The sequence below is a fragment of the Gordonia sp. SMJS1 genome, from assembly GCF_029866425.1.
GTDB lineage: Bacteria > Actinomycetota > Actinomycetes > Mycobacteriales > Mycobacteriaceae > Gordonia > Gordonia hongkongensis.
Genome location: NZ_CP123381.1, coordinates 1,826,453 through 1,839,430 on the forward strand (window position 1 = coordinate 1,826,453; position 12,978 = coordinate 1,839,430).

At 67.1% G+C, this 12,978-nt stretch carries 13 protein-coding genes; 5 read left to right on the forward strand and 8 right to left on the reverse strand.

Going from position 1 to position 12,978, the window contains the following annotated elements:
• Positions 1–10: 10 nt before the first annotated feature.
• Genes QAD21_RS08360 through sdhC form a run of 4 tightly spaced genes read right to left on the reverse strand, consistent with a single transcriptional unit; the run spans position 11 to position 3,441 of the window.
• Positions 11–799 (reverse strand): succinate dehydrogenase iron-sulfur subunit, encoded by a 789-nt coding sequence (locus tag QAD21_RS08360; RefSeq protein WP_058250661.1) that lies wholly within the window; start codon positions 797–799, stop codon positions 11–13.
• A complete protein-coding gene (gene sdhA / locus QAD21_RS08365) occupies positions 799–2,553 on the reverse strand; it encodes a succinate dehydrogenase flavoprotein subunit (RefSeq protein WP_058250660.1) in 1,755 nt (584 codons plus the stop codon). Before sdhA ends, QAD21_RS08360 begins: the two co-directional genes overlap by 1 nt.
• 15 nt (positions 2,554–2,568) lie before the next feature.
• Complete coding sequence (locus QAD21_RS08370) at positions 2,569–3,024, reverse strand: succinate dehydrogenase hydrophobic membrane anchor subunit (protein WP_058250659.1); 456 nt, start codon at positions 3,022–3,024, stop codon at positions 2,569–2,571.
• 12 nt (positions 3,025–3,036) lie between these two features.
• The gene (sdhC, locus tag QAD21_RS08375; RefSeq protein WP_058250873.1) at positions 3,037–3,441 is read right to left on the reverse strand and encodes a succinate dehydrogenase, cytochrome b556 subunit; all 405 of its coding nucleotides are present in this window, start codon (positions 3,439–3,441) and stop codon (positions 3,037–3,039) included.
• A gap of 224 nt (positions 3,442–3,665) precedes the next feature.
• Between sdhC and QAD21_RS08380 the strand changes: the two genes are divergently transcribed.
• The 3 genes from QAD21_RS08380 to QAD21_RS08390 are packed head-to-tail and all read left to right on the forward strand — an operon-like array spanning position 3,666 to position 6,531.
• Positions 3,666–4,070 (forward strand): cytidine deaminase, encoded by a 405-nt coding sequence (locus QAD21_RS08380; protein ID WP_058250658.1) that lies wholly within the window; start codon positions 3,666–3,668, stop codon positions 4,068–4,070.
• Complete coding sequence (locus QAD21_RS08385) at positions 4,067–5,404, forward strand: thymidine phosphorylase (RefSeq protein WP_068971757.1); 1,338 nt, start codon at positions 4,067–4,069, stop codon at positions 5,402–5,404. The genes QAD21_RS08380 and QAD21_RS08385 overlap by 4 nt, the downstream gene beginning before the upstream one ends.
• Entirely contained in the window at positions 5,401–6,531 is a 1,131-nt protein-coding gene (locus QAD21_RS08390) for an adenosine deaminase (RefSeq protein WP_068971758.1), read from the forward strand. Before QAD21_RS08385 ends, QAD21_RS08390 begins: the two co-directional genes overlap by 4 nt.
• Positions 6,532–6,575: 44 nt before the next feature.
• Here QAD21_RS08390 and QAD21_RS08395 read toward each other — a convergent pair whose 3' ends face one another.
• From QAD21_RS08395 to QAD21_RS08405, 3 genes are all read right to left on the reverse strand, one after another.
• Positions 6,576–7,865, reverse strand: coding sequence for a primosomal protein (locus tag QAD21_RS08395; RefSeq protein ID WP_065630717.1), 1,290 nt, complete (start codon positions 7,863–7,865; stop codon positions 6,576–6,578).
• Between the two features lie 124 nt (positions 7,866–7,989).
• Entirely contained in the window at positions 7,990–8,949 is a 960-nt protein-coding gene (locus QAD21_RS08400) for a C40 family peptidase (protein ID WP_068971759.1), read from the reverse strand.
• Positions 8,946–9,320 carry a type VII secretion target gene (locus QAD21_RS08405; protein ID WP_068971760.1) on the reverse strand — a complete coding sequence of 125 codons (375 nt, stop codon included), beginning with the start codon at positions 9,318–9,320 and terminating at the stop codon, positions 8,946–8,948. The genes QAD21_RS08400 and QAD21_RS08405 overlap by 4 nt, the downstream gene beginning before the upstream one ends.
• A gap of 119 nt (positions 9,321–9,439) precedes the next feature.
• Here QAD21_RS08405 and upp point away from each other — a divergent pair, with 119 nt between their 5' ends.
• Positions 9,440–10,069: a uracil phosphoribosyltransferase gene (gene upp, locus QAD21_RS08410; RefSeq protein WP_068971761.1), complete on the forward strand. Its 630-nt coding sequence runs from the start codon at positions 9,440–9,442 to the stop codon at positions 10,067–10,069.
• 601 nt (positions 10,070–10,670) lie between these two features.
• Positions 10,671–11,930 carry an HNH endonuclease signature motif containing protein gene (locus QAD21_RS08415; RefSeq protein WP_068971762.1) on the forward strand — a complete coding sequence of 420 codons (1,260 nt, stop codon included), beginning with the start codon at positions 10,671–10,673 and terminating at the stop codon, positions 11,928–11,930.
• Positions 11,931–12,285: 355 nt separating this feature from the next.
• Here the strand turns inward: QAD21_RS08415 and QAD21_RS08420 are convergent, their stop codons facing one another.
• Entirely contained in the window at positions 12,286–12,951 is a 666-nt protein-coding gene (locus QAD21_RS08420) for a hypothetical protein (protein WP_068971763.1), read from the reverse strand.
• Between the last annotated feature and the right edge of the window lie 27 nt (positions 12,952–12,978).

Below are 12,978 nucleotides of genomic sequence, written 5' to 3' on the forward strand. Positions count from 1 at the left end.
TTCGAATCGGCTAGCGCGAGAACATGAGTGCGCGCTTGACCTCCGAGATCGCCTGGGTGACCTGGATGCCACGCGGGCACGCGTCGGTGCAGTTGAACGTGGTGCGGCAACGCCACACACCGTCGACGTCGTTGAGGATGTCGAGTCGCTCGACGGCCCCCTCGTCGCGGCTGTCGAAGATGAACCGGTGCGCGTTGACGATCGCGGCGGGACCGAAGTACGAACCCTCGGTCCAGAAGACCGGGCAGCTCGTCGTACAGCAGGCGCACAGGATGCACTTGGTGGTGTCGTCGAACCGGGCGCGGTCAGCCTGGCTCTGGATGCGTTCGCGGGTCGGCTCGTTGCCCGAGGTGATCAGGAACGGCTTGATCGCGCGGAACGCGTCGAAGAACGGTTCCATGTCGACGACGAGATCCTTCTCCACCGGCAGGCCGCGGATCGGCTCGATGGTGATGGTGATCTCTTTGGACTTGTCCTTGGGGAGCATGTCCTTCATCAGGAGCTTGCAGGCGAGGCGGTTGACGCCGTTGATCCGCATCGCGTCCGACCCGCACACGCCGTGGGCACAACTACGACGGAACGTGAGTGTTCCATCGAGGTAGCCCTTCACGTACAGGAGCAGGTTGAGCAGGCGGTCGGTCGGCAGCGCCGGGACGCGGAAGCTCTCGAAACCCTGGGCGTCGGGATTCTCCGGGTTGAAGCGGAAGATCTTGAGCGTCACCATGGTGGCCTCGTCGGGCACCGGAGGCAACGGCGGATCGTCGGAAGACGGTGCGGGCTTGTCCAGAACAGATGTCATCAGTACTTACGCTCCATCGGCTCGTAGCGGGTTTCCACGACCGGCTTGTACTCCAACTCGATGTCTGAAAGGAGGTCCGTGCCCTTTTTGTAGGCCATGGTGTGCCGCTTGTAGTTGACGTCGTCACGATCCGGGTAGTCCTCGCGTGCGTGACCGCCGCGCGACTCCTTGCGGTTCAGGGCTCCGGCCACCGTCACCTCCGCCATCTCCAGCAGGAAGCCGAGTTCGATGGCCTCGAGGAGATCGCTGTTGAAGCGCTTGCCCTTGTCATGGACTCGGATGTGGGCGTAGCGCTCCTTGAACCGGTGGATGTCGGTCAGGGCCTGCTTGAGGGTCTCCTCGGTGCGGAACACCGAGGCGTTCGCGTCCATCGAGGCCTGCAGCTCGGTACGGATGTCGGCGACGCGCTCGTGTCCGTGGTCGCTGAGCAGCAGCTCGAGCCACGAGTCGACCATCTCGGTGGGCGTCTCGGGGAGCTCGGCGAACTCGGCCGAGTTCGCGTAGTCCGCGGCCGCGATTCCCGCGCGTCGTCCGAAGACGTTGATGTCGAGCAGCGAGTTGGTGCCCAGCCGGTTGGCTCCGTGGACCGACACGCACGCACACTCGCCGGCGGCGTACAGGCCGTGGACGACCTCGTCGTTGTTGCGCAGCACCTGACCGTTGATGTTGGTCGGGATGCCGCCCATGACGTAGTGACAGGTGGGGAACACCGGCACGTACTCGGTGACCGGGTCGACGCCGAGGTAGGTACGGGCGAACTCGGTGATGTCGGGGAGCTTCTCGTTGAGGACGTCCTCGCCGAGGTGGGTCACGTCGATGTAGACGTAGTCCTTGTTCGGGCCGGCACCGCGACCTTCGAGCACCTCGAGCACCATCGACCGGGCCACGATGTCGCGCGGCGCGAGGTCCTTGATGGTGGGGGCGTAGCGCTCCATGAAACGCTCGCCGTCGGCGTTGCGCAGGATGCCGCCCTCACCGCGGACCGCCTCCGAGATGAGGATGCCGAGCCCCGCGAGACCCGTCGGATGGAACTGGTGGAACTCCATGTCCTCGAGGGGCAGGCCCTTGCGGAAGATGATGCCCATGCCGTCGCCGGTCAGCGTGTGCGCGTTCGAGGTCGTCTTGTACATACGGCCCGAGCCGCCGGTGGCGAACACGATCGACTTGGCGTGGAAGACGTGGATCTCGCCGGTCGCGAGCTCGTAGGCGACGACACCGGTCGCGACCTGCTCGCCCTTCTCGTTCTCCGTGAGGCAGATGTCGAGGGCGTAGAACTCGTTGAAGAACTCGACGTCGTGCTTGACGCAGTTCTGGTAGAGCGTCTGCAGGATCATGTGGCCGGTGCGGTCGGCGGCGTAGCAGGCCCGCCGGACCGGGGACTTGCCGTGATCGCGGGTGTGGCCGCCGAAGCGTCGCTGATCGATCTTGCCCTCGGGTGTCCGGTTGAAGGGCAGGCCCATCTTCTCGAGATCGAGCACCGCGTCGATGGCCTCCTTGGCCATGATCTCGACGGCATCCTGATCGGCGAGGTAGTCACCACCCTTGACGGTGTCGAAGGTGTGCCACTCCCAGTTGTCTTCCTCGACGTTGGCGAGTGCCGCACACATGCCGCCCTGGGCCGCGCCGGTGTGGCTGCGGGTCGGGTACAGCTTGGTCAGCACCGCGGTGCGAGCACGAGGGGCGGCTTCGATCGCCGCGCGCATGCCTGCGCCGCCGGCGCCCACGATGACGACGTCGTAGCGATGTTCCTGCATTGTTGTGGGTCTCCTCTAGCCGACGCTGTTGACGTCGAAGGTCAGGAGGGCGTAGGTGCCCATCGTGAGGACGAGGATCATCGACACGGCGAGCAGCACGTTCAGCCAGAAACGGGTCGAGTCCTTGCGGGAGTAGTCGGCGATGACGGTGCGCACACCGTTGCCGCCGTGCAGTTGGGCCAGCCACAGCATGGTGAGGTCCCAGATCTGCCAGAAGGGTGAGCTCCACCGCGCGGCGACGAACGAGGAGTCGATGCGGTGCACGCCGCCGTCCCAGGCCAGCATGATGAACATGTGGCCGATCGTCAGGACGACGAGCAGCAGCCCGGAGAACCGCATGAACAGCCATGCGTTCTTCTCGAAGTTGCCGCCCTTGGGCTTGCGGGGCGAGCGCGGGTTGTCCAGGCTCGCGGGACGGTCGTGCTGAGTACCGAGGGTCTTGGCGACACCGGTGGCTTCCGAGGTGGTCATCTCTGGTGTCTCCTACAGGTGGCTGAACATGATCTGCAGCAGGCGGACCGTGCCGGCACCGAAGACGATGACGAACAGGGTCATGGCCACCCACAGCATCTGTCGCTGGTACTTGGGTCCCTTGGACCAGAAGTCCACGAGGATCAGGCGCACACCGTTGAAGGCGTGGAACAGGACGCACGCGACCAGGGCAATCTCCATGAGACCGATGATCGGCGTCTTGTAGGTCTCGATGATCTCGTCGTACTGATTGGGGTCGACTCGGATGACCGCGGTGTCGAGCACGTGTACGAAGAGGAAGAAGAAGATCGTGACGCCGGTGATGCGGTGCAGGACCCACGACCACATGCCGGGATCGCCGCGATAAAGAGATCGTCTGCGCACCGGGTCGGGTGCGACTTCGGTCGAGGTGCTCATCGGGAAAGTGGCCTCCAACATCGTCGATGGACGCGTCGAATCGGCATGCTCCGACTCGACCATGGACCCATACGAAGAGACTCTAAACCCATGCACATTCCGGTGGTAAATTGCCCGAACCGATCTGGGCGACAAGACATTACGACTTAGGTTTGCCTTACCCAAGCTTTGCGGTGATGAAATCCGGATGAACGGCCGATGACGCCGGGCGACAGGAGATCCACGTGGTTACAGAAATCGATTGGGATGTGTTGCGGGACAAGGCCAGATCGATGATCGGTCGTGCTTACGCACCCTACTCCCGGTACCCGGTGGGCGCCGCCGGGATCACAGCCGAGGGCGGTGTCGTCGCCGGTTGCAATGTGGAAAATGTCTCATATGGCCTGGGTATCTGCGCCGAGGTCGCACTGGTCGCGGCCCTGGTGAACGACGGAGGCGGAGCGCTGCGGGCGGTCAGCGTCTGCGACGCCCGCGGGGCGGTTCTGATGCCGTGCGGACGGTGCCGACAGGTCCTGCTCGAACACGGCGGGCGCGAGCTCCTCGTCGACCACCCCGGTGGTCCCCGGATGCTCGCCGAGCTGCTTCCCGATGCCTTCGGACCCGACGATCTCGAGGCGGTCCGTTCATGACGGTCGACGCCCGGGAGATCATCCACGCGGTGTCGGTGATCGCCACCAAGCGGGGCGGACACGAACTCGCCGACGCACAGATCGCGTGGATGGTCGACGGCTACACCCGCGGCGAGGTGGCGGCGGAACAGATGTCGGCATTGCTGATGGCCATATATCTGCGCGGGATGAATCGCCGTGAGATCGCGTCCTGGACGCACGCGATGATCGACAGCGGGCGCCGGATGGACCTGTCCGGTCTGCAGCGGGACGGGCGGCCGCTGGCCACCGTGGACAAACACTCCACCGGCGGCGTCGGGGACAAGATCACCCTCCCGCTCACGCCGCTCGTCGCGTCGTTCGGTGTCGCGGTGCCGCAGCTGTCCGGTCGGGGGCTCGGTCACACCGGTGGGACGCTCGACAAGCTGGAGTCCATCCCGGGGTGGCGGGCCGAGGTGAGCACGTCTGACATGCTCGACCAGCTCGAGCGGGTCGGCGCGGTCATCTGTGCCGCAGGCGCCGACCTGGCACCCGCCGATCGCAAGCTCTACGCCCTGCGCGATGTCACGGGCACGGTCGAGTCCATTCCGCTGCTGGCGTCGTCGATCATGAGCAAGAAGATCGCCGAGGGCACCGGTGCGCTGGTCCTCGACGTCAAGACCGGGTCGGGTGCCTTCCTGCCCGACGAGGACGACGCGCGCGAACTGGCGTCGACCATGGTCGAACTCGGTCACGACGCCGGTGTCGACACCCGTGCGGTCATCACCGACATGGGCACACCGCTCGGACTCGCGATCGGCAACGCCGTTGAGGTGGCCGAGTCGGTGGAGGTACTCGCCGGCGGCGGACCCGCCGACGTCGTCGAACTGACCCTGGCCCTCGCCCGGGAGATGCTCGACGCCGCTGGGCTCGTCGACGCCGACCCCGCAACCCATCTCGCCGACGGCCGGGCGATGGACACGTGGCGGGCGATGATCGCGGCGCAAGGTGGCGACCCCGATGCGCCCCTGCCGACGGCGCGCCACCACGACACCGTGACCGCGTCGGGCGACGGCATCGTCACCGAGATGGACGCGCGCGCGGTCGGCGACGCCGCGTGGCGCCTCGGCGGCGGCCGATCGAAGCCGGGGGAGGCGGTCGCGGCAGAGGCGGGAGTGACCATCCATGCGAAGCCCGGTGATCGTGTCCGAGCCGGTCAACCGTTGTTCACCCTGCACACGCAGGATGAGGACCGGATCCCCGGCGCCCGCTCCTGCCTGGCCGGGGCGACGACCGTGGGGCCCGACTCCGCCGAACACGCGGGCGGCGCGCGCACCCGTCCACTGATCATCGACCGCGTTAGGTTTCCATCATGACGACGCTGACCCCGGCGAACATCTCCCTCGCCCCGAAGGTGCTCCTCCACGACCACCTCGACGGCGGACTCCGGCCCGCGACGGTCCTCGAGTTGGCCCACGAGGTGGGATACGACGGCCTCCCGGCGGATGAGAACGGCAGGCAGATCGATGACGCCGAGACGCTCGGGCAGTGGTTCCGACGTGCGGCCGACAGCGGCTCGCTCGAGCGCTATCTCGAGACCTTCTCGCATACGGTCGCGGTGATGCAGACCGTCGGCGGGTTGGAACGCGTCGCGCGCGAGTGCGTGGAGGACCTCGCCGCCGACGGGGTCGTGTACGCCGAGGTGCGTTATGCGCCCGAACAGCATCTCGAAGGTGGGCTGACCCTCGACGAGGTCGTCGAGGCGGTGCTGCGGGGCTTCGCCGAGGGCGAGGCGGTCGCGGCCGAGCGGGGCCGGACGATCACCGTGCGGTGCCTGGTCACCGCGATGCGCCACGCCGCCCGGTCACGCGAGATCGCCGAACTCGCGGTCCGCTACCGGGACCGGGGTGTCGTCGGTTTCGACATCGCCGGCGCCGAGGCGGGGCATCCGCCGACCCGCCATCTCGACGCCTTCGAATACATGCGGGCCAACTGTGCGCCCTTCACCATCCACGCCGGCGAGGCATTCGGGCTGCCGTCGATCCACGAGGCCATCGGCTTCTGCGGGACGGACCGGTTGGGTCACGGCGTCCGCGTCTTCGACGACATCGAACTCCCGGAGGGGGTCGATCTCGCGGCGCACTCGTTCGCGGGTGCGCGGCTGGGTCAGGTGGCGAACATCGTGCGGGACAAGCGGATTCCGCTGGAGCTGTGCCCGAGTTCGAATGTGCAGACCGGGGCGGTCGGTTCACTCGCCGAGCATCCGTTCAACGTGTTGGCGCGCCTACGGTTCCGGGTGACGGTGAACACCGACAACCGACTGATGTCCGACACCACCATGAGCAAGGAATTCGGCCTGCTCGCCGATCGGTTCGGCTACGGCTGGGCGGATTTCGAACGGTTCACGGTGAACGCGATGAAGTCGGCGTTCATCCACTTCGACGAGCGGCTGGCGTTCATCGACGACGTGATCAAGCCCGGCTACGCGGTGCTGCTCGGCTGAGCAGCACCGTCGCGGCCGGTTATGGGCGGAGAGGACTGCGCCCGTCAGCCCTTCTTGGTGAGCCGGGCCTCGAAGTCGTGCTCGAGCGCGCGCCACGCCTCGGCCTCGTTGTCGAACGGACCGCTGGGCGCCATGCGCTTGGGGTCGGGGTTGACGGTGTAGTCGACGAACCATCCCAGCGGGGTGGTGGTGCCGAGGGCCTCGGAGACCGTGTTGTCACCGGCGTAGTCGGCTGCGTCGGTGAAGAGTTCGACGGCGAGGTCGAGCTGGTCGCGATCCATTCGGCGGGGGCCGTCGGCGATGTCGTCGGCGAGACCCGGCAGGACGTAGACGTTGTCGTCGATGACGTCGAACTCGAGGGATCCGTTGGTCGCCTCGGTGCGGACCTCGTCGAACGTGGACAGGTCGGCGAGGTCGTGCGTGTTGTCGTCGGCGAGGAACCGCGAGAGCGAGCGCGCCGAGGTGAACACGAAGATCTTGCCCTTGGTGCCGAGGAACACCGGGTCGTCTCCGAGGTAACACCGCAGTGTCAGGTACTCGTTCGCGCTGGTGACGATCTTGATCGGGTCGATGCCGACCGACGCCCAGAAATCGTCGTCGTCGTAGTCGTCCTCGTCCTCCTCGTCCGTGTCCTCTTCGAGGTCATCGTCGTCGGCGGCGTCCGAGGACTCGGAGTCGGGGGCACCGACGATCTCGATGTCATCGTCGGTCGGCTCGTCCTCGTCCTCGGCGGACGCGGCGGCCTCGAGTTCGGCCTCGGCGGTCTCGACGGCCTTGGCGTCCACCTTCGGTGTGCTGATGACACCGTCGATGGCATCGAGCACGTCATCCCAGTGCTTGGCGATGAGCCGGCCGATGCGCACCCAGAGGTCGGTGCCCTCGCGGCCGTCGAAGTTGCGTGTGCCGGTGGTGACGGCGCCCAGGATCGGGTTGCCGTTGAAGAACTTGGTGACCGGTGTCAATTCGCAGACCTCACCGAGGATGCGGACGATCTCGAGTGCGTCTTCGAGTTCGGCGATGACCTCGGCGGTGGGGTCCTCCGCGGCGAGCTCGGGTACGCCGACGAGGTCGTAGCTGTGGCGCCCGTCGGGGACCAGTTCATCGGCCTGCAGGCCGACCACGGTCGACCACGCCGGGTGCTCGACGAGATCGTTGTCCTCGTTGGTGCGGATGAACGCGGCGAGCTCGGCGACAGAGGGCAGGACGTACAGGTCCTCGTCCAGTCCGAGGAAGGCCTCCCATTCATCGTCGCCCTCACGCCAGCGGGGTGCCCACAGGGTGAAGCTGTTTCCGTCGGTGAGTCCGAGCTCAATCGGGACGATGTCTCCGGCCATGGGGACACAGCCTAGCGATTGTCGGCGGCGGATCCAGTAGTGCCCCCACAGACGGTCGGTGGTGTGCCGACGACTTTTCGATGAACTCCTGACCCGCCCGCGGGTGCGACCATCGGCGCGGCTCTCATCGTGGACGGAAGAATCCTTCGAATGCCTGGTCGAGGTTCGAGGTGCGTACCGGCGAGACGCCCACGGGGTCACCGGCTTCGATCATTTGACCATTGCCGATGTACATCGCCACGTGGCCGGACCACACCGCGAGGTCTCCGGGCTGCAGCTGCGCCTGGGACACCTGATACCCGGCGGTGTCCTGCTCCTGGGCGAGGCGGGGGAGTTCGAGCCCGGCCTGCCGGTAAGCCCACTGTGTGAAGCCGCTGCAGTCGAATCCGTCGGGCGTCGTCCCGCCCCAGACATAGGGCACCCCGCGTTGACTCAGCGCGGCCCGCACCGCGGTCGCCGCGCGTTCGTTCGGAGCGTGGGCGACCGAGCCGTCGGGCAGCGTGATGGGGACGCCGCCGGGCGTGGGGACGGGCGACAGTCTGGCGGCGTCGCCGCCTGCGACTCCGACCATCTCGGCCGGCGCCGTGCGGCGGGCCAGGGCGGCCATCGCCTCGGTGTCGGAGCCGAGCTCGGCGCGAGCACGACCGATGATCTCCACGCCGCGGCTCAGATGCTCGACGGCGATCGGCAGGACCGCGAGAAGGACTGCCGGAGTGGCCAATCCGCCGGCGAGGCCACGGACATGCCGTTCCAGGGAGTCCACGAGGCCGTTCAGCGCGGTCGACGCCATGTGGACGGTACGGCCGGCGCTCTCGACGAGCCGGCCGAACTCGGCGGCGCATTCGGTGAGTTCGGTGAGTCGGCGCTGGTTCGCCGCGGTCGCGGCTGCGGCTCCGGCGGCCCCGGCTCCGTCCCACCGCGTGAGGACGGACTCGGCGGCCGACGTCGACCGCTGGCGCACCGACTCGACGGTGCCCGCTACGGTCCGGACCTGCTCGGCGGGGTTGCCCGGTGCCAGGATCCCGGTCCCCAGCGCGGCGATCAGTTGCCGCAGTGGCTCGATGAGGAGTTCGACGGGGATCACAGCGTCAGCTCACCGGCCGTCGCGATCCGGTCGGCGGCGGCGCAGTCGCAGTCGGCGTAGGACGTTGCGGCCGAGCTCGTCGTGAGTCCGACGCGTTCCTCGCGCGCCGTCGCGGCCTCGATGGTGCGACGGTGCAGGTCGAGGAACTCGACGACGGCGGTGAGGAACTCGATGCCGATGAGACCGAAGGTGATGGCGAGTTCGACCACGGCGGCGTCGTCGCTGCCGGTCCCGCCCTCGAGCATCTGGGCGTTCGTGCGGTGTGCGCCGGAGAACTCGTGCAGCGCAGACGAATCGGCGAACAGTCGGCCACCTGTGTCCGGGCCTGGCCGGGTGGGTGCGGGATAGGGATGGGGGGAGGACGGGCTCATGGGTTTTCGACGCGGCGCGGCCCCGTTGGGTTCCATCAAATTCTCGCGGCGACCCAGACCGGCGTGGTGGAGCTCGCCCAAGCGGCACGCGAGCGCCGGGGAGGAAATAGGGTGTCGGCATGGAGTCCCTGATCGTCGACCATCCCCTCGCAGCCGCGCGTCTGACCACGATGCGCGACGAGACCACCGACAACGCCGGATTCCGGGCTGCGCTGTCTGACCTCACCCAGATGCTGATCTACGAGGCGCTTGCCGGTGCGCCGCGCGCCGACGTCGCGATCAACACGCCGATGACCGCGCACACGGGATCGAGGCTGGCATCCCCGCCTCTCCTGGTCCCGGTCCTGCGGGCCGGACTCGGCATGGTCGAGCAGGCGCACGCGATGGTGCCCGAGGCGCATGTCGGTTTCGTGGGCCTCGCCCGCGACGAGGAGACCGCACAACCCGTGCCGTACCTGGAGTCGCTGCCGGAGGACCTGTCGGGACGGCCGGTGTTCGTCCTCGACCCCATGCTCGCCACCGGCGGCTCCATGCTCCACACCATCGAGTTGCTGGTCGCCCGCAACGCCACCGACATCACCGCCGTATGTGTCGTCGCCGCACCTGAAGGGGTTGCGGCGCTGGAGAATTCGGGACACCCGTGCCGGCTCGTCGTGGCTGCCGTGGACGACGGTCTCAACGAGGTCAACTACATCGTGCCCGGTCTCGGTGACGCGGGCGACCGGCAGTTCGGTCCGAGGTATTTGTGAGGGTCGGGACCACCCGAGCGAGCTCGTCGCGCCGCTTCTGACCGTTGGCTTGAACGCAGGGGATCGCTGAAACCGCATATCCAGCCGTCGATTCCGCTGACCGATTCGGGTCATTGAACTCGACTCGCCAGTGGCCGGACACCCAGGCGCGGCGGGGCATCCGGGTGTCTGCATCTCGGTGGGCGCCCAGTGCCGCGCCGGTGCGGCCGCGCGTTTGCGCCGAACCCCGCCTCCTCTGTCTCACGCCACACACGTTGCAAACACAGCCAAGCCATGGTCATCGACATCCACGCAATGATCACGGTCGCAGTAGCGAGGGGCCTCATGAGCCTGGCTCGACGACGATCAGTGACAGGGTCCGCCGACCTGGGAGCGCCACTTGTCGTGAGCGATCGCGGGGGCCGGGGCGGCGACATAGAAGCGCTGGATCGTGACGAATTATTCGCTTACAGAATGAAATCTGAAACGGGTGTGACTGAAGTTCACCGCTGTCAACGATCTACGCCAGTCAACGAGAATCAGCGCACAGTCGACGAAAAACGCTGCACAGTGGATAGTTTCGCTATTTCTGGGCCTGTGGAAACTCTTCGTGGTCGAACGCATGTTCCTGTACCTTGGAGTCATGTCAGAGCTAGCCACTCTCCTCGATCAACTCATCGGAACCACCCCGCCCACCAACGACCCAACCGGCAGAGCGACATTCGACGCCCTCGACACGTGGCGCCTGATCCGCAACCTTGCCGATCATCAAATCGCCACGAACGCAGCGCAACTCGATGCTCTCGGGGTCGCGCAGAAAGCCGGTAGCACCACCAAGAAGCTGCTGATCGAGTCAGGACATGCGCCGGCCTCCGCCCTCCGCACCATGCGGAGTGTCGACGCGCTGCCCAACCTGCCCGCTTTGGCGCGTCATGCCGCCGATGGGCGGCTGTCCGGCGAGATCGTCGATGCCATCGTCCGCGGCATGAACGAGATCGAGAAACGATGTGGTGAGGCGCTTTCCGACGACGATCGCTCCCGGTATGAGAGCGAGCTCGTCGCCCAGGCGCTGTCGGGCGCGACACCGACTGAAGTACTCAAGCACGCTCGAGCCATCAGCAACACACTCTGCGACGACTCTGACACCGGTGTACCGGCCACCGACGACCCATCGCTGAACGCGGTCAACGTGCACACCACCGACGACGGGCGCGTCGAGGTCCGCGCTGACCTCACCCAGTTGGTCGGCGAGAAGTTCCTGGCGATGATCGACGAACGGTCCTGTCCACGGCCCGAACCCGACGGCGCCGAGGATCGTCGCACCGCCGAGCAGCGTCGCGCCGACGCTTTCGAGTTGATCCTCGACCAAGCCGCGATCGGCGCGACCATCGATACCGTCGGAAGTCCACGCACGCAACTGATGCTGACCATCCCCGCCACCGGAGAACTCGCAACGCTGCCGTGGACCGGGACGGTCAGCCATGCCACCGCGAAACAGGTCTCCTGCGACGGATCCCTGACCGAGATCGTCCTCGACAGTGAGGGCGTACCGCTGCAGATGGGTCACACCCGTCGGTTGTATCCGGCGCACCTACGTAAGGCGGTGATCGTCCGCGACGCGTGTTGCGTCAAATGCGGTGCACCACCGTCACATACCCAGGTTCACCATATCAAGTCGTGGGCCGACGGTGGACCCACCGACCTCGACAACGGCTGTTTGCTGTGTCAGCGCTGCCATACGCAGGTCCACCACCACGGCTGGGACATCGTGATGGGATTCGACCGCCATCCCTGGCTCGTCCCACCCGCCAGTATCGACCCGCAACGCCGACCGCTACCCGCCTACAACCGGCGCACCATGCGCCTCGACGAGGCCGCCTGACCGGCCGTCCGACAACCACTTTCGCGTAGCACCTTCCGCACCCGGGCCATACCCGGGACCGCATCCGTCCTTTGACAACTCCACAGTGTCACCCCAGAGGCAACCGCCCCCCGTACGAGACCGGCCCGTCTCGACGCAGTGGATGGGAACTGTTGAGCGCTGAGCGAGCGTCCGGCTTTGTGTCAGCGCATTCCACCGGGTGATCTCGATATCGGCGTCGTCTGTGTTCCAAGCCAATTGGCGACGGCCCGAGCGGCGGGCGGCGACGTCGGACGCAACGGTCATCCCGTCACGCACGCTTCGCATTTCGGTGACCGGGCTGAGCCGAACCGCGGTCAGGGAGGTGCGGCGGGTCTCAGCCGGGCAGCGACCAGTACGCGAGCATCGGCTCCTCGGTGAGCACGGCGCCGCCGTCGACGATGGTGAGACTTGTCGGCGAGACGAGGTAACGCACCGAGCCGTTGCGCGCCTCGAAGGTGTCTCCGGTGCGGGTCGGGAACTGGAGTTCGATCCCGCCCTCGGGTGCGGCGCCCTTGTAGTACAAGCGGCCCGTCTGGGTGCCCACCTGGCAGATCACCACGCGCGACCGGGCGGTCTGTCCGACGGCCACGGCGGGGTCGTCGGCGGCGTTGCAGCGGGGACCGCTGGTGAATCCCTGCCAGTCCGCGCCGGCGACGGTGGGGGTCGGCCGAACCGGGGGCGGCGTCGTCGTGGTGGTGGTCGCGGTGGTGGGGGTCGTCGTCTCCGCGGGGCGGGTGACGGTACTCGTGAAGGTCGACGCCGACGGTTGTCCGCCGTCCGCGCTGTCGCGGTCCGCGGACTCGTCGTCCGCGGGGATCAGGAGCAGCGCCGCGAGGACGCCCACCACCACCAGCAGCACGCCCGCGCCGATCGCCACCAGCACCGCCGGCGACGACCACGGGGACCGCGGCGGGCCAGGTGGCACCGGGCCCTGCGGGTAACCGCCCGACGGATAGCCACCCTGGGGATGGCCGCCTGGACCGCTCGGTGGATAGGTCATCTCGCTCCTTCGGTTCGGCCGGCCGCC

Excerpts from the sequence above, each read along its gene's own strand:
- QAD21_RS08360 (WP_058250661.1), bottom strand. The coding sequence starts at position 799 with ATGACATCTGTTCTGGACAAGCCCGCACCGTCTTCCGACGATCCGCCG.
- sdhA (WP_058250660.1), bottom strand. The coding sequence starts at position 2,553 with ATGCAGGAACATCGCTACGACGTCGTCATCGTGGGCGCCGGCGGCGCA.
- QAD21_RS08370 (WP_058250659.1), bottom strand. The coding sequence starts at position 3,024 with ATGACCACCTCGGAAGCCACCGGTGTCGCCAAGACCCTCGGTACTCAG.
- sdhC (WP_058250873.1), bottom strand. The coding sequence starts at position 3,441 with ATGAGCACCTCGACCGAAGTCGCACCCGACCCGGTGCGCAGACGATCT.
- QAD21_RS08385 (WP_068971757.1), top strand. The coding sequence starts at position 4,067 with ATGACGGTCGACGCCCGGGAGATCATCCACGCGGTGTCGGTGATCGCC.
- QAD21_RS08390 (WP_068971758.1), top strand. The coding sequence starts at position 5,401 with ATGACGACGCTGACCCCGGCGAACATCTCCCTCGCCCCGAAGGTGCTC.
- QAD21_RS08395 (WP_065630717.1), bottom strand. The coding sequence starts at position 7,865 with ATGGCCGGAGACATCGTCCCGATTGAGCTCGGACTCACCGACGGAAAC.
- QAD21_RS08405 (WP_068971760.1), bottom strand. The coding sequence starts at position 9,320 with ATGAGCCCGTCCTCCCCCCATCCCTATCCCGCACCCACCCGGCCAGGC.
- upp (WP_068971761.1), top strand. The coding sequence starts at position 9,440 with ATGGAGTCCCTGATCGTCGACCATCCCCTCGCAGCCGCGCGTCTGACC.
- QAD21_RS08415 (WP_068971762.1), top strand. The coding sequence starts at position 10,671 with ATGTTCCTGTACCTTGGAGTCATGTCAGAGCTAGCCACTCTCCTCGAT.
- QAD21_RS08420 (WP_068971763.1), bottom strand. The coding sequence starts at position 12,951 with ATGACCTATCCACCGAGCGGTCCAGGCGGCCATCCCCAGGGTGGCTAT.